Origin of the sequence: Microbacterium sp. EST19A (assembly GCF_019969685.1) — a bacterium.
GTDB lineage: Bacteria > Actinomycetota > Actinomycetes > Actinomycetales > Microbacteriaceae > Microbacterium.
Window position 1 is genome coordinate 1,177,429 of sequence record NZ_JAHXYZ010000002.1, and the last position, 17,999, is coordinate 1,195,427.

General features: G+C 70.0%; 21 protein-coding genes. 9 read left to right on the top strand and 12 right to left on the bottom strand.

What is annotated here, in order from left to right; translation table 11 throughout:
* Positions 1-35: 35 nt before the first annotated feature.
* The 4 genes from LC452_RS15705 to LC452_RS15720 all read right to left on the bottom strand — a co-directional run bounded on the left by LC452_RS15705 (position 36) and on the right by LC452_RS15720 (position 3,388).
* On the bottom strand, positions 36-530 hold the full coding sequence (locus LC452_RS15705) for a methylated-DNA--[protein]-cysteine S-methyltransferase (RefSeq protein ID WP_223626947.1): 495 nt from the start codon (positions 528-530) through the stop codon (positions 36-38).
* 48 nt (positions 531-578) lie between these two features.
* Positions 579-1,337, bottom strand: a complete 759-nt coding sequence (erm, locus tag LC452_RS15710; protein ID WP_223626949.1) for a 23S ribosomal RNA methyltransferase Erm — start codon at positions 1,335-1,337, stop codon at positions 579-581.
* Positions 1,338-1,577: 240 nt separating this feature from the next.
* The gene (locus LC452_RS15715; RefSeq protein ID WP_223626951.1) at positions 1,578-2,180 is read right to left on the bottom strand and encodes a response regulator transcription factor; all 603 of its coding nucleotides are present in this window, start codon (positions 2,178-2,180) and stop codon (positions 1,578-1,580) included.
* Positions 2,177-3,388: a histidine kinase gene (locus LC452_RS15720; protein ID WP_223626952.1), complete on the bottom strand. Its 1,212-nt coding sequence runs from the start codon at positions 3,386-3,388 to the stop codon at positions 2,177-2,179. The genes LC452_RS15715 and LC452_RS15720 overlap by 4 nt, the downstream gene beginning before the upstream one ends.
* A 156-nt stretch (positions 3,389-3,544) precedes the next feature.
* On the opposite strand from LC452_RS15720, the gene LC452_RS15725 reads away from it, so the two are divergent.
* From LC452_RS15725 to LC452_RS15750, 6 genes are all read left to right on the top strand, one after another.
* Positions 3,545-4,087: a small multidrug efflux protein gene (locus LC452_RS15725; protein WP_223626954.1), complete on the top strand. Its 543-nt coding sequence runs from the start codon at positions 3,545-3,547 to the stop codon at positions 4,085-4,087.
* A 290-nt stretch (positions 4,088-4,377) separates the two neighbouring features.
* Positions 4,378-5,856, top strand: coding sequence for an RNA polymerase sigma factor (locus LC452_RS15730; RefSeq protein ID WP_223626956.1), 1,479 nt, complete (start codon positions 4,378-4,380; stop codon positions 5,854-5,856).
* A gap of 62 nt (positions 5,857-5,918) precedes the next feature.
* Entirely contained in the window at positions 5,919-6,254 is a 336-nt protein-coding gene (locus LC452_RS15735; RefSeq protein WP_223626958.1) for a helix-turn-helix transcriptional regulator, read from the top strand.
* Positions 6,254-6,931, top strand: a complete 678-nt coding sequence (locus LC452_RS15740) for a cation transporter (protein WP_223626960.1) — start codon at positions 6,254-6,256, stop codon at positions 6,929-6,931. Before LC452_RS15735 ends, LC452_RS15740 begins: the two co-directional genes overlap by 1 nt.
* 17 nt (positions 6,932-6,948) lie before the next feature.
* A complete protein-coding gene (locus tag LC452_RS15745; protein ID WP_223626962.1) occupies positions 6,949-7,854 on the top strand; it encodes an SDR family NAD(P)-dependent oxidoreductase in 906 nt (301 codons plus the stop codon).
* Positions 7,855-7,887: 33 nt separating this feature from the next.
* Positions 7,888-8,793 (top strand): arginase family protein, encoded by a 906-nt coding sequence (locus LC452_RS15750; protein ID WP_223626964.1) that lies wholly within the window; start codon positions 7,888-7,890, stop codon positions 8,791-8,793.
* Positions 8,794-8,907: 114 nt separating this feature from the next.
* On the opposite strand, the gene LC452_RS15755 is transcribed toward LC452_RS15750, so the two are convergent.
* The 5 genes from LC452_RS15755 to LC452_RS15775 all read right to left on the bottom strand — a co-directional run bounded on the left by LC452_RS15755 (position 8,908) and on the right by LC452_RS15775 (position 13,156).
* On the bottom strand, positions 8,908-10,197 hold the full coding sequence (locus LC452_RS15755) for a hemolysin family protein (RefSeq protein ID WP_223626966.1): 1,290 nt from the start codon (positions 10,195-10,197) through the stop codon (positions 8,908-8,910).
* A gap of 94 nt (positions 10,198-10,291) precedes the next feature.
* Positions 10,292-11,386, bottom strand: coding sequence for a TerC family protein (locus LC452_RS15760; RefSeq protein WP_223626968.1), 1,095 nt, complete (start codon positions 11,384-11,386; stop codon positions 10,292-10,294).
* A 196-nt stretch (positions 11,387-11,582) separates the two neighbouring features.
* The gene (locus LC452_RS15765; protein ID WP_223626970.1) at positions 11,583-11,993 is read right to left on the bottom strand and encodes an arsenate reductase ArsC; all 411 of its coding nucleotides are present in this window, start codon (positions 11,991-11,993) and stop codon (positions 11,583-11,585) included.
* Positions 11,990-12,346 (bottom strand): CHY zinc finger protein, encoded by a 357-nt coding sequence (locus LC452_RS15770; protein WP_308116478.1) that lies wholly within the window; start codon positions 12,344-12,346, stop codon positions 11,990-11,992. Before LC452_RS15770 ends, LC452_RS15765 begins: the two co-directional genes overlap by 4 nt.
* 36 nt (positions 12,347-12,382) lie before the next feature.
* A complete protein-coding gene (locus LC452_RS15775) occupies positions 12,383-13,156 on the bottom strand; it encodes a TetR/AcrR family transcriptional regulator (RefSeq protein WP_223626972.1) in 774 nt (257 codons plus the stop codon).
* A 74-nt stretch (positions 13,157-13,230) separates the two neighbouring features.
* Between LC452_RS15775 and LC452_RS15780 the strand changes: the two genes are divergently transcribed.
* A complete protein-coding gene (locus LC452_RS15780) occupies positions 13,231-13,629 on the top strand; it encodes a VOC family protein (protein ID WP_223626974.1) in 399 nt (132 codons plus the stop codon).
* A gap of 36 nt (positions 13,630-13,665) precedes the next feature.
* On the opposite strand, the gene LC452_RS15785 is transcribed toward LC452_RS15780, so the two are convergent.
* Together LC452_RS15785 and LC452_RS15790 are read right to left on the bottom strand one after the other, a co-directional pair.
* On the bottom strand, positions 13,666-14,190 hold the full coding sequence (locus LC452_RS15785; protein WP_223626976.1) for a VOC family protein: 525 nt from the start codon (positions 14,188-14,190) through the stop codon (positions 13,666-13,668).
* A 91-nt stretch (positions 14,191-14,281) separates the two neighbouring features.
* Complete coding sequence (locus LC452_RS15790; RefSeq protein WP_223626978.1) at positions 14,282-15,124, bottom strand: helix-turn-helix transcriptional regulator; 843 nt, start codon at positions 15,122-15,124, stop codon at positions 14,282-14,284.
* A 124-nt stretch (positions 15,125-15,248) separates the two neighbouring features.
* Here LC452_RS15790 and LC452_RS15795 point away from each other — a divergent pair, with 124 nt between their 5' ends.
* Together LC452_RS15795 and LC452_RS15800 are read left to right on the top strand one after the other, a co-directional pair.
* Positions 15,249-16,190, top strand: a complete 942-nt coding sequence (locus tag LC452_RS15795; RefSeq protein WP_223626980.1) for an SDR family oxidoreductase — start codon at positions 15,249-15,251, stop codon at positions 16,188-16,190.
* 42 nt (positions 16,191-16,232) lie between these two features.
* The gene (locus LC452_RS15800; RefSeq protein WP_223626982.1) at positions 16,233-17,018 is read left to right on the top strand and encodes a DNA/RNA non-specific endonuclease; all 786 of its coding nucleotides are present in this window, start codon (positions 16,233-16,235) and stop codon (positions 17,016-17,018) included.
* Positions 17,019-17,037: 19 nt separating this feature from the next.
* Here LC452_RS15800 and LC452_RS15805 read toward each other — a convergent pair whose 3' ends face one another.
* A complete protein-coding gene (locus LC452_RS15805) occupies positions 17,038-17,916 on the bottom strand; it encodes a helix-turn-helix transcriptional regulator (RefSeq protein ID WP_223626984.1) in 879 nt (292 codons plus the stop codon).
* Between the last annotated feature and the right edge of the window lie 83 nt (positions 17,917-17,999).

A 17,999-nucleotide genomic window follows, 5' to 3' on the forward strand; every position in this document is an offset into this window, starting at 1 on the left:
GACGGGATGACGGGATGACGGATGCCGCCGCCGGGTCAGAACAGTGACGCCGGCAGCGCGCCCTCGAGCTCGAGCAGCCACCGCTTCGTTGCGAGCCCTTGCCCGGGCGCACCGCCGGAGTAGCCGCCGAGACCGTCGCCGGCGACGACCCGGTGGCACGGCACGATGATCGGGATCGGGTTCGCGCCCATGATCGAGCCGATACCGCGCGGCGGCACATCGGTTCCGCTGCGCGCCGCGAGCTCGCCGTAGCTGACCGGCTTGCCGTAGGCGACGGTCTCATGGAGGGCCGTGAGCACCGCCCGCGTCGCCGCGGTCTGCACGCCGAGATCGATCGGCAGATCGAACACGGTCAGCTCTCCCGCGAAGTAGGCGCGCAGCTGCGCGAGTGCCTCGTCGAGCAATGGATCAGGAGACGGATCGGCGTCTTCCGGAGCAGGTGCGCGCCACCCGAGACGCGTGATGGCCGTGCGGTCGCTGACCACGCCGATCACTCCGACGGGAGTGGCGAGCGTTCCGAACGTGGGCATGTGCCGAGGCTACTCCCGGCCACGGACGCGCCGGGCGCGACAGTCGAGTCATCCCAACTGCTGCCACAGCCCCGCCCAGTGCTCGGGGCGGAGATCTCGCGGCAGACGCGGCGTCGACGCCCCCGCGGCCGCCAGCGCCTGTCGCGCGCGCGCCCGCGACACCCGGCCCGCCGTCGCGACGACCGTGTCGAGGCTCCCTCCGCGAGCCGTGAACATCGCCCGGACGAATCCCTCGTAGGCGCGGCGTTCCTCGACCGGTACGAGCGGCGAGCCGCGACGCGAGATCGAGAGCAGGCCGCCGTCGACACTCGGCTGCGGCGAGAACCCCCACGCCGGCACCCGCCCCTCGAGCGCGAACTCGAACCACGGCGCCGACTGCGCGGTCATCATCGTGCCGCCGCCGACGCCCGCCCGCTTGCGAGCCACCTCCCACTGGGTGAGCAGAACCGCGTGCCGCCAGTTCCCGCTCGACAGCAGGCGCCGGAGGATGGGCGTCGTCAGGTGGAAGGGGATGTTGCCGACCACGACCTCCGCGGTCAGCGGATGCCGTGTCGCGTCTGCCGCTTCGACGCGGACCCCGGGAAGGGACTGCCGCAGCCGACGGACCCGGTGCTCATCGATGTCGATCGCGGTGAGCGGTCGGCCGAGTTCCGCGAGCGAGCGGGTGAGGGCGCCGTCGCCGGCCCCGAGTTCGAGGATCGACCCCGAGGTGCGGCGGACGAGGCCGGTGATGCGCCCGAGCGTCGGACGGTGGACGAGGAAGTTCTGGCCGAGTTCGTGACGGCCGCCATGGATTGAACGAGGCATGAGTGCGCTCCAGAAGAAGAATCGGAGCACCTCGAAGGAGGGAGCGACGCGGAGAGGCGTCGAGAAACACTGCCCGTCCCGAGGTGCGATGACATCTCGGTGGACGGCGCGCAGATGCGTGCGAGAAGCGAGCGCGCCGTCAGGAGCGGCGGTCGCGGAACACGAGGGTGCGCCCCATCACGGGCGCGGCGCATATTGTTCCCATGGCTGCCAGCCTAGCGGGCGACCGGTCGGTCTCCGTCAGATCCAGCCCCGTTCCTCCGCGATCAGCACCGCCTGCTGACGCGTGCCGACCGACAGCTTGCCGAGGATCACCGAGATGTGATTGCGCACCGTCCCGGGCGCGAGGGAGAGCGCACGGGCGATCTGCCCCGTCGTCTCGCCGCGTCGCCCCGCCCGCAGCACGTCGAGCTCGCGGTCCGTGAGCGGTGAGCGCTCGTCGCTGAGGGCGTCGGCGGCGATCTCCGGATCGACGTACCTCGCGCCGGCCGCGACGCGACGGATGACGGCCGCGACCTCGTCGGCGCCCCGCGACTTGGGCAGGAAGCCGGCGACGCCGGAGGCCAGGGCGCGGCGCAGCACCCCGGGTCGCGCATGGCGCGTGACCACCACGCAGCGCGTCGCGATCGCCCTGTTCAACCGCTCGGCGACCTGCACACCGTCGAGCCCCGGCATCTCGAGGTCGAGCAGGCACACGTCGGGCTCCAGCCGAAGGGCCTCGGCGACGGCCTGCTCTCCGTCGGCGCACTCCGCGACGACCTCGATGTCGTCCTCCAGCCGCAACAGGGCGGCGAGCGCGGATCGGATCATCCCCTCGTCGTCGGCGAGCAGCACCCGGATCATCCGTGCTCCTCGACCGTCGTCGGGACCGTCACCGCGACGGCGAACTCATCTGCCGCGGTGCGTACGTCCAGCGTCCCGTGCGCCTCTTCGATCCGACGACGGACGCCGTCCAGCCCCGATCCTCCTGACCCATCGCTCCCGACGTCGGCGCCGGGCACCACGTCGTTCACGATCTCGTAGCTCCAGGCATCCGGCGTCCTCGTCAGCACGAGACGGGCGCGGCGCCCTCCGCCGTGCCGCAGCACGTTCGTCGTCGTCTCACGGATGACAGGACCGAGAGCGGATGCCGGTGCCCCGGCGGCATCCGCATCGATCACCGCCTCCACCTCGAGGCCGGCGGCGCGCAAGAGGTCGCGCGCATTGGCGAGCTCATCGCTCAAGGGCACGGAGCGGTACCGCGTCGCGAGGTCCCGCGTCCCCTGCCGCGCCTCGTCGACGCTCACCCGCGCCGCGCGGAGCTGCTCCATGCCGGCATCCGGGTCCCGGGGAAGCAGGCGCTCGGCCAGCTCCAGCTGCAGCGCGATCACCTGGAGGTGATGGCCCTGCAGGTCGTGCACGTCGGTGGCCACCCGCAGCCGTTCCTGGGTCGCCGCGAGCCGCGACTCGGATGCGCGAGCGCGGTCCAGTGTGACCATCACGTCCCAGAACCACAGCGAGCTGACGGTCATCCCGGGCAGCAGTGCCGCGTAGGCCCCCGGCAGCCAGGAAGGGACGCCGGCACCGAGTGAATGCGTCGTCGAGTCGAGGAAGGCGAGTGCGACCAGCAGCAGAGTGGCGGCGACGACCACCCGGAAACGCACCCCGCGCGGCCAGTTCAGGAGCACCACCGACTGCGCGAGCGGCATGACGGCCAGCTGCCAGCTGCCCGTGATCGACCCGGCGACGGCACCGAACGCCACGGCGATGACGAACGGGATGATCAGCCGCTTCCACGGCACCCCCGGTCCGGCGTCGATGCGGTGCCGGTAGTCGAACAGCAGCAGGAGGGTCGAGGCGCACCAGATGAGCCCGCCGACCGCGATCACGAGCACGACGGCACCGCTGAAATCGGTGGCCGCGACGATGCCGGCCCAGGCTCCGATCAGCATCACCTGGATGAAGATCACCGCGGTCAGGGTGTACCACCAGGTGGCGGTGACGCCGCGCGTCAGGAAGACCGACCCCTGGCTCGTCGGAGCGGGGGCGATGGGCTCGATGCGGCTGCTCACGCTCAACACGATACGGGCGTGACACATGTCACGGATACGGTGTGCGATCCACCCGGAAAGCGGTGACGACCCGGCACTGTCGTCCGCGGCGCGGGAACGCTGGACTGGAGTCATCGCGACGGAGACACCGTTCGCACCGATCACCGGGAGCACCCCATGAACCTCATCGAGATCTTCCAGAACTGGGTCGCCCAGGTCCCCGACCTCGTGCAGCCGCTCATCGTCGCCCTCGCCGGGGCGATCCCCTTCATCGAGGGAGAGGGGGCGGCCGGCATCGGGATCATCGGCGGCATCCCACCCGTGATCGCCGCGATCGCCGCGATGGTCGGCAACTTCGTCTGCGTCGCGGTGCTGGTGCTGGCGAGCTCCGGCGCGCGCAGCGCCATCGTGAACCGGACGCGGGCCGGGGAGAGCGCCGTCGCCGCAGGTGGAACGGTGACGGAGACCGCGGTCGAGACGGCGGAGAGCGACCGCAAGGCGGCCCGTCGGGCGAAGTTCCAGCGCGCGTTCGAGCGCTACGGCGTCCCCGGCGTCAGCCTGCTCGGCCCGCTGCTGCTCCCGACCCACTTCACCGCCACGATGCTCGCCGCCGCCGGCGTGGGCAAGGCCCGCGTGCTGTTCTGGCAGGGGCTCGCGATCATCGGCTGGACGACCATCGTCGCCGTGATCGTCGGCAGTGCGGTGTACGCCATCCGCTGAGCGCAGGCGATCGCGCGGCGGATTCTTCGGACTCGCGTCATGAATCGTGCAGCGCGAGGTCTTGCCTATGACGGAGGTCCGAGTCTTTGGGGATATTGACTCGCTCCGTCGTCGGCCGCGCACCCCTCACATCGAGCGGCCTGCGGGTGGGATCCTGTTCCCAGGGATCCCACCCGTGATCTCGTCGGTGATGTCATATCCGCGTGGATTCCGTAGGTGCGGTATACAGTATTCGCGCGGCCTCTGACCGAGACGCGCAGATGAAACCACGGCAGGAAGCACGAGGACCGATGTCCGGCACCGACGACGCCGACGCTCTCCCGGACGCGGTCCTGCTGCAGCGCAGTCGCGCGGGCGACCGATGCGCGTTCTCCGAGCTCTGGCGTCGCCACGCCCCGACCGCTGTGGCCTATGCCCGGAGTCTGGGGATCGCCCCGCCCGACCCGGAGGACGTCGTCTCCGACGCCTTCCTGAGCATCCTGCAGGTGGTGCGCGGAGGAGGCGGGCCGGAGGAGCGATTCCGGCCGTACCTGCTGACCGCCGTGCGCAACACCTGGCTGACGGCTGCCCGTCGCACGCCGTCGACCGTGCCGATCGAGCTCGTCGAGGACCCGCCTTCGCACACCGGAACGATCGACGTCGAGGCGATGGTGGACTCCACGGCTCTCAGCGAGGCGTTCCGCTCTCTCCCCGAGCGGTGGCAGCACGCACTCTGGCTGAGCGAGGTCGAGAGGCTTCCACCGCGCGAGATCGCCGACGTTCTCGGCCTGCGGGCGAACGCGGTGGCCGCGTTGACGTATCGCGCCCGAGAAGGGCTCCGGAAGGCGTGGATCACGGCGCAGCTGCGACGCGCGCCGGAAGGGTCCGACCACGCTCGCGTCATCGAGCTGCTCGGCGGCTACGTGCAGGGAGCTCTGGGTCCTCGACCACAGAAGGTCGTGGCCGAACATCTCGCGTCGTGCGCAGCCTGCCGAGCCGCGGCCGGTGAAGCCCGGCATCTGGCGCGCGCCATCACCGTGGGCCCGCTTCTCGTCGGCGGCGCCGGACTCGTCATCGCTCCCGCGTACTTCGGGGCGGGGCAGGCGGCCGCCGCCGCAGGTCTTGCCGCTCCCCTGCTCTGGCCCGTCGCAGCCACCGTGGCCGTCGCCCTCTCCGTCAGCGGCGGCCTGCTCCTGCGCATCCCGGCGGAACCGGATGCCACCGGCGTGGATGTGCCGGCCGTCGCTCTGCCGCCGGTCCCGCCATCCGCAGAGCCCCTCCCGCCGACTCCGGATCCCGTCCCGCGCAAGGCCGGCACGCTCCCCTCTGTCGGCTCTCCCGACGACACCGCCCCGAACGTCGACGGTGCGAACGGTGAGGTTCCCGTTCCGATCTCCGAGGTCGCGGCACCGGCACCGGCACCGGCACCCGCACCCGCCGCAGAGCCGGAAGGCCAGCCCGAGGTCGCACCGGGCGCGGAGGATCCGGCGCCGACGACCTTCCTCGCGCGGTCGCGCGCGTGGTGGATCGACGTCGCGCTGGCACCCGCCGCGACCAGCGGATGCCCTCCGGTCGCCACCGCCACGATCCGCGGGATGGCTGGCACCGTGATCCTGATCGTCGTCGACGGCCGGAGCACCGGGGTCACCGCGACCGTGGGTGCCGACGGCAGCTGGACGGGTGACATCGCCCTGACCGCGCTCTCCGGACGACACACGGTGACGATCTTCGACACCGCCTCGCCGGGCGGGTTCGGCGAGCAGATCGCCGAGAGCATCATCGAATACTGACGAACGCCCGCTCCTGCGGATTCAATCTTCTCTGAATTCAGGATCTGCTGTACTGTGATCGCATGACCACGGCGACGGCATCCCTCACCCATACCGCGGCAGTGGCGCGCCTCGGACACGCGCTGTCGGATCCGACGCGGGCCGGCGTCCTGCTCGCTCTGCGCGCCTCCGACCGCTACCCCGCCGAACTCGCCGACGGTCTCGGAGTCTCCCGCCAGGTGATGTCCAATCACCTGGCGTGCCTCCGCGGCTGCGGACTGGTCGAGAGCGTGCCCGACGGCCGCCGGAGCAGCTACCGTCTGGCCGATCCGCACCTCGCACCGGCTCTCGACGAGCTCATGCGCGTCACGCTGATCGTCGAACCCGACTGCTGCGACGGCGAAGGATGCACCTGCTGATGTCGACGACGCTCACCGCCGACCGGCGCGAGACCCTCCACCGTCGCATCCGGATCATCGTCGCCATCACGATCGCGTACAACCTGATCGAGGCCGTGGTCGCGATCGCCGCCGGGTCGATCGCCTCGTCGGCTGCCCTCGTCGGATTCGGCCTCGATTCCACCATCGAGGTGCTCTCGGCTGCGGCCGTCGCCTGGCAGTTCACCCGCCGCGACCCGGAACGCTGGGAGAAGCCGACCCTGCGCGCGATCGCCGTCGCATTCTTCGCTCTCGCCGTCTACGTCACCGCGACGTCGGTCCTCGCCCTCGTCACGGCGGAGCGTCCGGAGCACAGCACCATCGGCATCATCCTGACGGCCATCAGCGTGGTGGTGATGCCCTTCCTGTCGTTCGCGGAACGGCGCGCGGGTCGCGAGGCCGGGTCGGCCACCGCCGTGGCCGACTCGAAGCAGACGCTCATCTGCACCTACCTGTCGGCCGCCGTGCTCGTCGGCCTCGTCGCGAACTCGCTGTTCGGCTGGTGGTGGGCGGATGCCGTCGCCGGACTGGTCATCGCGGCCTTCGCCGTGCGCGAGGGCATCGAGGCGTGGAAGGGCGACGCGTGCGCGACCTCCGTCGGGATGATCTTCGAGGACGACGACCACGACCACCACGACCACGACGACCACCACCACTGAGCGCATAGGTTGGGGGGATGGATGCTCCTCTGCCGCAGCGGCACGATCTGGACGGTCGCACGATCCTCGTCACCGGCGCCAACGCGGGCATCGGCTACTGGTGCGCCGAGCGCCTCGCGGTCCGCGGCGCACGCGTGCTCCTCGGATGCCGGTCGCCGGAACGCGCACAGACCGCCGTCGACGCGATCACCGCTCAGGCACCCGGCGCGGCACTGCGCGTCATCCCCGTCGATCTCGGCTCGCTCGACAGCATCCGCGGTGCCGCCGCCGACGTTGATGAACGAATCGACGCCGTCATCTGCAACGCCGGGGTCAAATCCGCCGAGAAGAAAGCGCGGACGCACGACGGCCTCGATCTGATGATCGGCACCAACTTCCTCGGGCACTTCGCTCTGCTCGCGCAGATCGCCCCGCTCCTCGCCGACGATGCCCGCGTGGTGGCCGTCGGCTCGCTCGCGCATCGGTTCGCGCACATCGAGCCCGATGGTCTCTCGGCCTCGTGGCGCGGATCGTCGCTGCGGCAGTACGGGCGCTCCAAGGCGGCGCTCATGGCGTTCGCCTTCGAACTCGACCGACGCTGGTCCGATACGGCGCGATCCGCGCTGTGCGCGCACCCGGGGTACGCGGTCGATCAGCTCACCGCGTCTCGGCCGGGCCTCGTCGAGGTGCCGCGGGTGGTGCGCGGGCTGGCCGCACTGAGCCGGCCGTTCGTGCAGGGCAAGGACGACGGCGCCGCGCCGCTGATCCACGCCGCCACGGCACCCGATGCCCGCGGCGGCGACTACTGGGGGCCGGGCGGGATGCTCGAGTTCCGCGGAGCGCCCGCCCGCGTGCGCGCGTCAGACGAGGTGCGCTCCCCCACGACCGGCGCCGCGCTCTGGGCGGCCGCGGAGCACCTGACAGGCGTGCCCTTCCCCACCTGACCCGATGTCGGATGCCGCGGCCAGACTGAGCACATGATCACCCTGTTGTCGGCACCCAGCAACCTCGGCCTGCGACCGCCTCGGCGCGGCAGCGTCCCCGGCACGGCGAAGGCGCCGGAGGCCCTGCGCGAGGCCGGCCTCCACATCCGCTTCGCGGCGAGAGGCGCGACCGACGGAGGCGTCGTCCTCCCCGCGCGCTACGTCGACGACGACGACACCCGGGAGTCCGGGCACGTGCGCAATGAGACGGCGCTGATCGAGCACTCCCGGCGTCTCTCCGCGCGCGTCACCGAGGCGCTCGCCGCGGGGAGTGCTCCCCTGGTGATCGGCGGCGACTGCGCCCTCCTCCTCGGCGCCGGCATCGCTTCGGCGAGACGAGGACGCACGGGGCTGGTGCACGTCGACGGGCACACCGACTTCCGGCATCCGGGGAACAGCGACGAGACTGCGAGCGTCGCCGGCGAGGCCCTCGCAGCAGCGATCGGTCTTCATTGGCCGGCGATCGCCGACATCGACGGCCTCTCGCCGTACTTCGCAGCCGCGCGCACCGCGCACATCGGCCATCGCGACGACGACGAGGAGCAGGAAGAGGTGCGCGCGCTTCTCGGACTCGTCACCCCGGCGGCAGACGTCGTCGCGCGAGGAGCGTCCGATGTGGCCACCGCATCCGCCGCGATCGCGGGCCCTGACGGCTACTGGCTGCAGGTCGACGTCGATGTGCTCGACCCCTCGGTGATGCCGGCGGTCGACAGCCCCGACCCCGGCGGCCTGACCGCGGCACAGCTCACCGATCTGCTGCGAGAGCTCGCTCCCGGGGCGATCGGCGCGAGCATCACGGTCTTCGACCCCGACCTCGACCCCGACGGCCGCTACGCGCGGCTGCTGGTGGAGATCTTGGACGCCGGCCTGAGCGAGCTCGGCACGCGCGTCACCGGGTGACGTTTCGCGGAGGCGATGACGTTTCGCGGAGGCTTCCCTGTGGATCGCCCCGCGATTCGTCACAGGCTCCGCGAAACGTCGGGACGAGACGGAGGCCTCCTCTGGGCACGCCTCTCACGCCTGCGCCGGCTCTGCCTCCGCCTCCGTGTGCGCGGTCACGCGAACCCGGGAGATGCGCCGGCGATCGAGTTCGGCCACCCGCAGCGTGGCTCCGTCCACCTCGATGCTGTCGCCGACCACGGCGAGCCTCCCGAGACGCTCCGTCACGAACCCGGCGATCGTGTCGGAGGAACCGCGCGGGATCGACAGCCCGGTGAGCTCCTCGAAGTCCTGCAGGTTGAGCCGGCCGTCGACGCCCGCATCGGGAGAGGCCGAGACATCGGCGTCGTATTCGTCGAAGATCTCTCCCACGACCTCCTCCACGAGGTCCTCGAGCGTGACGAGTCCGTCGGTGCCGCCGTACTCGTCGACGACCACCGCGATGTGGTGGCCGTCCGCCCGCATGCGGGTCAGCGTCGGGAGGACGCGGGCGGTCGACGGGATGTACGGGATGCCGCGCACGAGCGAGCTCAGTGGCTCGGTCGAGCCCGCGGCCGCCGCCTCGAACAGGTCGCGCACGTGCACGAAACCGGTGATGTCGTCGATCGAGCGATCCGACACCGGATAGCGGGAGAACGGCAGATCGCGCACCTGCGACACGGCGTCCGCGACACTCGCCGTTTCGTCGAGGGCGACGACCTCGGGGCGCGGACGCATGACCTCGCTGATCTGACGCCCACGCAGCGAGAGCACGTCGTCGAGGATCCGGCGCTCATCGTCTGGCAATCCCTGATGCGAGGCGACGATCTCGCGCACCTCGTCGTCGGTCATCTCCTCGCCGGTCTTGTGCGGGTCACCGCCGAGCAGCCGCACGAGCGCGTTCGTCGACACCGAGAGCAGCCAGATGACGGGACGCATCACGGTCGCGAAGCCATTGAGCGCCGGCGCGACCGCGTAGGCGAACTGGGCGTTGCGCTGGATCGCCAGTCGCTTCGGGACCAGCTCACCCAGCACCAGAGAGAGATACGCGATCGTGAGCGTCAGGACGACCGTCGCGATCGTCAGCGCCAGCGCGGGGGCCACGCCCCACGCCTCGAGTAGCGGAGCCAGCGAGGGTGCGAGCGAGGTCGCCCCGTAGGCGGCCGACGCGAAACCCGCGACCGTCACACCGATCTGGACGGCCGAGAGGAAGGTGTTCGGGTTGCGTGCCAGCGCCGCGACCTTGGCGCCCCGGCGCCCGCGGAGCCCGATCGCGTTGATCTGACTCTCGCGCAGGGTGACCAGAGCCATCTCGGTCGCTGCGAACACCCCGCCGACCAGGACGAAGACGAAGACGAGTGCGATGTTCCAGAGCAGGTCGCCCATCAGCAGCTGCTCCCGACAGGGAAGCACGCGCCCGGCTCGAGCCGGGCGCTCGTACTGTCAGGGTCCGAGGATGGGGTGGAACAGCGCGGCGCGCTCACGAGGTCTCCTTGTCGGTGGCGTGGGTCGTGCGGGTGTCGATCGCTGACGTCGTGGGGGTCTCGAGCGAGCTGATCGTGTCTCCGGCGACCGGGGCCGCGTCGGTCGCAGAGATCTCCGCACCGGCATCCGGAGCCCGTCGCGTCTTGAGCAGGCTCGCGACCGTGGCGACGGTGATCGTCGCGGCGATGAACAGCAGCGAGAACCAGATCGGGATCTCGGGGGCCCAGAGCATCGGCTCTCCGCCGTTGATGAACGGCAGTTCGTTGACGTGCAGAGCGTGGAGCACGAGCTTCACGCCGATGAACGCGAGGATGACCGCGAGCCCCTGAGCGAGGTAGACGAGACGCTCGAGCAGTCCACCGATGAGGAAGTACAGCTGACGCAGCCCCATCAGCGCGAAGGCGTTGGCCGTGAAGACGATGTAAGCCTCGTCGGTGAGCCCGTAGATCGCGGGGATCGAGTCGACCGCGAAGACGAGGTCGATGAAGCCGATCGCGATGATCGTCAGCAGCATCGGGGTGACGAAGCGGGTGCCGTTCTTGACGACGGTCAGCTTGTCCTCGTGGTACTCGTTCGTCACCGGAAGGTGCCGGCGCACGAAGGTCATGAAGCGGCCGTTTGCCGGGTCGCTCTCGTGGCTGCTGAACGCCTGACGATATGCGAGGACGAGCAGGAGCGCGCCGAAGAGGTAGAAGATCCAGGAGAAGTTCTCGATCAGCGTGGCACCGACCGCGATGAAGATCCCGCGCAGGATCAGCGCGATGACGATGCCGATCATCAGCACCTTCTGCTGATAGATCTTCGGAACGGCGAAACCGGTCATCACGATGAGGAAGACGAACAGGTTGTCTATCGACAGGGCCTTCTCGGTGAGATACCCGGCGAAGTACTCTCCCCCGAACGTCCATCCGGAGAAGATGCCGACACCGACGCCGAACAGCACGGCGAGTCCGATGTAGAAGGCTGACCAGCGTGCGGATTCGCCGATGGACGGCTCGTGAGGCGTGCGAACGTGGGCGAAGAACTCGTACACGAAGAAGGCGATGGTGATCGCGATCGTGATGATCCAGATCAGCGGCGTGATTTCCAAGAGGACTCCAGATTCGGCGTATGCGGAAGCAGCGCCAAAGTCTTCTCCATTCCTGAGATCAGGAACCGGTGGCCCGGGATGCGACGTGCATCCGTAATGACGAACCGACCGTATCGGAGTACTCCCCTTGGGAAATGCCAGAATACAGGCGGCGTCCACCGCAACCTGTGGATCTGCCGACAGTGTCGGGCGGCCTTCAGCCCAGGAGTTCGCTCACGAGCTGCGCGATCCGGGTGCGGATGTCGTCGCGGATCGGCCGCACGGCGTCGATGCCCTGGCCGGCAGGGTCGTCGAGCTCCCAGTCCTCGTACCGCTTCCCGGGGAAGAACGGGCACGCGTCGCCGCATCCCATCGTGATCACGACGTCGGAGGCCTGGACAGCTTCGGTCGTGAGCACCTTGGGCGCTTCCGCCGTGATGTCGATGCCGAGTTCCGCCATCGCGGCGACCGCGATCGGGTTGATCTCGTCGGCGGGCATCGAGCCGGCCGAGCGGACCTCGACGCGGTCTCCCGCGATGTCACGCAGGAATCCCGCCGCCATCTGCGAACGCCCCGCATTGTGGACGCACACGAACAGCACGGAGGGTGTCGATGCGGCGTCGGTCATGAGCGCTCCTGAGGGTCGGTCTCGAAGTACAGGTGGGCGTGCAGGGCGCACCGCTCGTTGAACGGCGCCCCGCACTGCGGACACGCGATCGTCCCGAGGTAGTCCGTGATGGTCAGCTCGACGCCGCACGCTCCGCACAACACGGCCTTCTCGGCGCGCGAACCGAGCGCCCACACCCGAGCGGGATGCCCTGCCGCCTCCTCATGGCAGAGGTGGCACGGGTAGTACTCGCCGCAGCAGGCGAACCGGATCGCGACGATGTCGACCGGACTCCGGTAGTGCACGCATCGCGTCATCTCGTCGACGACCGCGCCGCGCACCCGCGGGCGCTGACGGTACTGAGGATCGGTCACGCCCTCATCTTCGCAGAGCCCGGGGAACGGATGCCGCTACCCGCGCTCCGCCTGGCCTTCGATCAGCGCGGCGAGCGCGTCGAGGGTGCGGGCGAGCCCGAATGCCCACGCCTGGGCGCCTCCCCAGGCACCGCCCTGCGCTTCACCGGCAGCAGCGCCGATGCGCACCGCTCGGGGATACGCCTCCGGGTCGAGCGCACGGGCGAGGATCGGCTGGTTCGCCGACCACCATTCCGCGTCGCTCATCGCCGTGTCCGTCACCGCTCGCGCCGCGTCGTGCACCGACCGGCAGTGACCCTGCACGAACCCGAGGACGTAGGTCAGCGCCGCGTCGATGTCGACGTCGCCGAGCCCGGTGCCGTCGAAGGCCGAGAGCTCGTACTCGTACTTCGTCATCACGCCCGGCCCGAGCGGCGGGCGGCTGAGGGCGGAGACCTCGGTGAGCCAGGGATGCCGGAGCAGGAGCTCGCGGTTGGCGTGCGCGATCTCGGTCACACGCTCGCGCCAGGGCCGGTCCCCCAGACCGGGCCGGTCCATACCGGCATAGAGCGCGTCGACCATGAGGTCGAGCAGTTCGGGCTTGCCGGGAACGTAGGTGTACACCGACATCGGCGCGATACCCACGCGCTCGGCGACCGCGCGCACGGTCACTGCGGCGAGTCCGCCCTCGTCGGCGATGTCCAGCGCCGCCTGCACGACCTTGTCGACGGCGATGGAGCGGGCCGGCCCCTTCCGTGGGGCAGCCGATTCGCCCCAGAGGAGCGCGAGGGTCCTGCTGGGCTCCCCGGAACCCGTGCGATCAGCATCCATGGGAATGATCTTGCCATACGTGCGTTATACGTCGTACATTGTACGCCGTATAACTTACCGACAGGAGCATCTCCGTGCACATCACCTCATCAGCCATCTCCCTCAACGTCGCCGATGTCGACGCCTCCGCCGCGTGGGTGCAGAAGCACCTCGGGTTCTCCGTCGCCATGGCGGCCGACGGATTCTCGTCGTTGCAGCATCCGGATGCCGGGATCAATCTGATCTACCTGCGCACGGGACTTTCGACCTTCAAGCCGGCCTCGGCCGCGGTGAATGCCGCGGGCCTGCTCGTCGTGTTCACGGTCGACAGCATCGACGAGGACTACGCCCGGCTGCAGGGCGAGGGGGTCACGATCGTCACGCCGATCGAGACCGAACCCTGGGGCGAGCGCTACTTCCAGATGACCGACCCGAACGGCATCGTCTATCAGCTCGTGCAGTGGGTCGAGCCGACGGAGGAGTACGCCGGTTGAGGCCGGCACCGCTGCGCTGAGCGGCCTCGTCGCCGCTCAGCGCAGGGGTGCGCTGGACCGTCCCTGCTCACGACCGCTGAGTTCCGCGTCGAGCGTCTCCTGCGCGGTCCGCATCTGCTCGGCGTACGCGGGCTGCTGCAGTCGCTGCCAGATCACGTCCTCGGGCACGTCTTCGACGTTGCTCACCACCCACCAGATGTTGCCGAACGGGTCTTTGATGCGGCCTCCGCGCTGTCCGAAGGCATTGTCGTCGAGTCCGGTCACGATCACCGCTCCGGCGGCGAGCGCCTTCGCGAACGTCGCATCGGCATCCGGAACCCACACCCGCAGCAGGCTGGGCATCACCGGCCACTCCGGACGACGGTCGAAGGCCAGGACGACGGTGTCGCCGACCCGGATCTCCGCGTGGCCGATCAACCCGTCCTCCGTGGCGACGCGCCCGAGCTCTTCGCCGTCGAGAGCCGCGGCGACGAAGTCGAGCAGTGCTCCGGTGTCGTCCGTGACCACCCACGGCGCGACCGTCGTGTACCCGGCAGGGGTGGAGCTCTTCGTGTCGGTCATCTTCTTCTCCGATCGGGACATCGAGTGAGGAGGCTCACGCTACGAGGGAACGCGGACAGAATCTGTCCTCGTCTCGAGGTTCGCTCGGGCGTCAATGCGCGTACTGCGGTCCCAGCACCGAGAGCAGCCGCAGCTTCTCGTGACTCTCCGATCCCGGGGCGGCGGTGTAGACCAACAGGGCCTGTGAGGATGCCGGGTCGAGCAGGCTCTGGCAGGACAGATCGAGCGCGCCGAGTTCGGGGTGGACGAAGCGCTTGGTCTCCTGCGGGCGCAGCCCGATCTCCTGCCGATCCCAGAGCGTCCGGAACTCCTCGCTCTCCTCGCGCAGCAGCCGGCACAGCTCGGCCGCGCGCGACTCCGGCCCGTTGCGGCCCATCACCTCGCGCAGACCCGAGACCCATAACCGCGCGAGGAACGGGTGGTCGCGCGGGTCGTAGAGATCACGGGACTTCGGATCGGTGAACCACCGGAACCCGATGCTGCGCTGCGGACCGGAGAGCTGCGCCGTGTCGCCGGTGAGCGCGACGCCGAGCGGGGTCTGTCGCAGCGTCTCGCCCAACTCGGTGACGACCTCGGCGGGCGTGTCCTCGAGCCGGTCGAGGATCCGCAGCATTCCGGGCGAGACGTGATCGCTCTCCACGCCGCGAGCGGGAGGGCGGTGCCCTGCCAGCCGGAACACGTGGTCGCGTTCATCGACGGAGAGATGCAGGCCCTGGGCGATCGAGGCGATCATCTGCTCCGAGGGCAACGGACCGCTGCCGCGTTCGAGGCGGGCGTAGTAGTCGGCGGACATGTGGCTCAGCGCCGCCACCTCCTCGCGCCGGAGCCCCTCGGTGCGCCGGCGCTGTCCGCGCGGCAGGCCGACATCCTCGGGCTGGAGGACATCGCGCCGGCGCCGCAGGAACTCCGCCAGTCCCGCTCTGTCGATCCCCATGCGCACGGCATCCTCTCGTCGCTGTCGATCCTGACACGCCTGTGCTCCGGCATCCACTGATCGACGAGTCCTGGTTGGCCGACGGCGCAACGGCGAGAGTGGGAGAGACCTGAAGGAGCAACACATGCCACGCACGATCGACATCACCGTCCCGCCGCTGACCGGACGTCGCGCCGTCGTCACCGGAGGCAGCGACGGCATCGGGCTGCGGATCGCGACCCGTCTCGCGCAGGCCGGCGCCGACGTCGTACTGCCGGTGCGCAACCCCGGCAAGGGAGAGACCGCGGCCGCCGGCATCCGCAACCACGTTCCCGGCGCCGAGATCACGCTGCTGCCCCTGGACCTCTCGTCGCTCGAGTCGATCGCGGCGTTCGGCGACCGCATGCGGCAGGACGGCCGCCCCGTCCACCTCCTGATCAACAACGCCGGTGTCATGACCCCGCCCGACCGGCAGCTGACGGCCGACGGCTTCGAGCTCCAGTTCGGCACGAATCACCTCGGCCATTTCGCCCTCGTCGGGCAGCTGCTCCCGCTCCTGCGTGCAGGCGGCGCCCGCGTCACCTCGCAGATCAGCATCGCCGCGAACCAGGGATCGATCCATTGGGACGACCTGAACTGGGAGCGGTCCTACAGCGGCGGGCACGCCTACAGCCAGTCCAAGATCGCCTTCGGGCAGTTCGCACTCGAGCTCGATCGGCGCAGCGAGGCACAGGACTGGGGCATCACGAGCAACCTCTCCCATCCCGGGATCGCCCCCACCAGCCTGCTCGCCGCGCGACCGGAGTTGGAGCGTGGGCAGGACACGGTCAGCGTGCGCATGATCCGGTGGTTATCCGCACGCGGCATCCTGGTCGGCACTCCGGAATCGGCGGCACTCCCGGCTCTCTACGCGGCGGCCTCCCCCGACGCCCGCCGCGCACGCCTCTACGGCCCTCGCGGGCTCGCTCACCTCGGCGGCGGTCCCGCCGAGCAGCCGCTGTACTCCCGCCTGCGCAGCGAGGAGGAGGCGCAGCGCGTCTGGCAGGTCTCGGAAGAACTCACCGGGGTGCGCATCAGCGGCGACTGACCGATGGGCCGGATGTCGCATGCATCCGGCACGATGGGAGGCATGACGGACGGCTACGATTCCGAGTTCCTCGCCACCGCAGTGCCGATGCCGACCCCGGGGCGTGAGTCCCGGCAGCTCGACTACCCGCGGTTCTCGGTGCTGCTCGATCCGGATCGCCGACTCGCGGCCGTCACCGCGGTGAACATCGACGGAGCGCAGCTGCGCGATCTGGCGCGGGAGGGCGAGTGGCGTCTCGACCCGCGGATCGACGCCGATGAGCAGACCGGGGCCGACGTGTATGCGCGGAACGACCTCGACCGCGGGCACCTCGTACGCCGCCGCGACCCCGGATGGGGTGATGCCGCCGCAGCACGCGCCGCGATGGAGGCGACCTTCTTCTACCCGAACGCCGCGCCGCAGGCAGCGGGCTTCAACCAGTCGAAAGACCTGTGGCTCGGCCTCGAAGACCACGTGCTCGCGTACGCCGAGACGACAGATCAGCGGTTGAGCGTGTTCACGGCTCCGGTCCCCGCCGACGACGACCCGCCGTATCGCGGCATCCGCATTCCTCTGCGGTTCTGGAAGGTCGCGGCCTGGCAGGATCCGACCGGGCTCCGTGCCACCGGTTTCGTGCTCGATCAGACCGAGCTCGTCGACACCAGCGAGGGGCTGCTCGCGGCCCCGCCGCTCGGAGCGTTCCGCACCTTCCAGGCACCGATCTCCGACATCGCCGGCATCGCCGGTGTCGAGTTCGGCCCGCTGATCGCGGCAGACGTGCTCCGTGGCGAGAAGGCGCGCGCGGAAGGCTGGCGACCGCTGGGCGCGTCCGGCGACATCGTGCTCTGAGCCGCCCGCGCCGGCAGGATCAGGCGTCGGTCGACGCCGCCGTCTCCGTGCGCGGTGCCTCGGTCGCGACCCAGCTGGCCAGCATCTTGAGCTTGTCCTCCGAGGGGGTGCCGGGCTCGGCCGTGTACGTCGACATCTGCAAGCCCGGATCGGACGGAAGCTCGAACGCCTCGTAGACGAGCTCGATCTCGCCGACGATCGGATGCCGCAGCCGTTTCACTCCGCTGCGATGGAAGCGCACGTCGTGCGCGGCCCACAGCGTGCGGAAGCGATCGCTGCGCGTGGACAGCTCTCCGACGAGGTCACTGAACCGACGATCGAACGGGTTGCGGCCGGCCTCGCCGCGCATCGCGGCGACGAGCTCGCGGGTGACCTGATCCCAGTCGAGGTAGTAATCCTGCGCCGCCGGATTCAAGAACGCGAACCGTGCACTGTTCGGCGCGGGCTCGGACCAGACGGGCGAGTACAGCGCCCTGCCGAGGTCGTTCGCTCCGAGGTAGTCGAAGTAGTTGTTCCGCACGAGGGCGGGCGCTCCGGTCATCGCGTCGAGCAGGCGCTGGATGCTGGGACGGATCGCCTCCGCCTTCTTGCGCGGCTTTCGGGCGACGGGTGAGGCGTTCGCCGTGCGGGCGAGGTCGAACAGGTGCGCGGTCTCGGCGTCGTCGAGCTGCAGAGCGCGGGCGAGCGCGTCGAGCACGCTGTCCGACACCCCGGAGAGGTCGCCGCGTTCGAGACGCGTGTAGTAGTCGACACTCACTCCCGCGAGGAGGGAGACCTCTTCGCGCCGTAGGCCCGGCACGCGTCGATTGCCGCCGAACACGGGGAGTCCGGCCCGATCGGGGGTGAGTCGTGCGCGCCGCGTGGAGAGGAATTCGCGCACTTCGCTGCGGGTGTCCATACCTCGACGCTACGCCCTGCTGGCACACGCAGAGAGGTACCACCAGGCCCTCCCACCCTGCCGCGTCCGCGCGCACACTGGAG

Bases quoted from the DNA above. Each gene is read 5' to 3' on its own strand.
- LC452_RS15775 (WP_223626972.1), bottom strand. From the start codon at position 13,156: ATGGATGCTGATCGCACGGGTTCCGGGGAGCCCAGCAGGACCCTCGCG.
- LC452_RS15745 (WP_223626962.1), top strand. From the start codon at position 6,949: ATGGATGCTCCTCTGCCGCAGCGGCACGATCTGGACGGTCGCACGATC.
- LC452_RS15805 (WP_223626984.1), bottom strand. From the start codon at position 17,916: ATGGACACCCGCAGCGAAGTGCGCGAATTCCTCTCCACGCGGCGCGCA.
- erm (WP_223626949.1), bottom strand. From the start codon at position 1,337: ATGCCTCGTTCAATCCATGGCGGCCGTCACGAACTCGGCCAGAACTTC.
- LC452_RS15765 (WP_223626970.1), bottom strand. From the start codon at position 11,993: ATGACCGACGCCGCATCGACACCCTCCGTGCTGTTCGTGTGCGTCCAC.
- LC452_RS15735 (WP_223626958.1), top strand. From the start codon at position 5,919: ATGACCACGGCGACGGCATCCCTCACCCATACCGCGGCAGTGGCGCGC.
- LC452_RS15755 (WP_223626966.1), bottom strand. From the start codon at position 10,197: ATGGGCGACCTGCTCTGGAACATCGCACTCGTCTTCGTCTTCGTCCTG.
- LC452_RS15725 (WP_223626954.1), top strand. From the start codon at position 3,545: ATGAACCTCATCGAGATCTTCCAGAACTGGGTCGCCCAGGTCCCCGAC.
- LC452_RS15705 (WP_223626947.1), bottom strand. From the start codon at position 530: ATGCCCACGTTCGGAACGCTCGCCACTCCCGTCGGAGTGATCGGCGTG.
- LC452_RS15740 (WP_223626960.1), top strand. From the start codon at position 6,254: ATGTCGACGACGCTCACCGCCGACCGGCGCGAGACCCTCCACCGTCGC.
- LC452_RS15730 (WP_223626956.1), top strand. From the start codon at position 4,378: ATGTCCGGCACCGACGACGCCGACGCTCTCCCGGACGCGGTCCTGCTG.
- LC452_RS15715 (WP_223626951.1), bottom strand. From the start codon at position 2,180: ATGATCCGGGTGCTGCTCGCCGACGACGAGGGGATGATCCGATCCGCG.
- LC452_RS15785 (WP_223626976.1), bottom strand. From the start codon at position 14,190: ATGACCGACACGAAGAGCTCCACCCCTGCCGGGTACACGACGGTCGCG.
- LC452_RS15795 (WP_223626980.1), top strand. From the start codon at position 15,249: ATGCCACGCACGATCGACATCACCGTCCCGCCGCTGACCGGACGTCGC.
- LC452_RS15790 (WP_223626978.1), bottom strand. From the start codon at position 15,124: ATGGGGATCGACAGAGCGGGACTGGCGGAGTTCCTGCGGCGCCGGCGC.
- LC452_RS15800 (WP_223626982.1), top strand. From the start codon at position 16,233: ATGACGGACGGCTACGATTCCGAGTTCCTCGCCACCGCAGTGCCGATG.
- LC452_RS15750 (WP_223626964.1), top strand. From the start codon at position 7,888: ATGATCACCCTGTTGTCGGCACCCAGCAACCTCGGCCTGCGACCGCCT.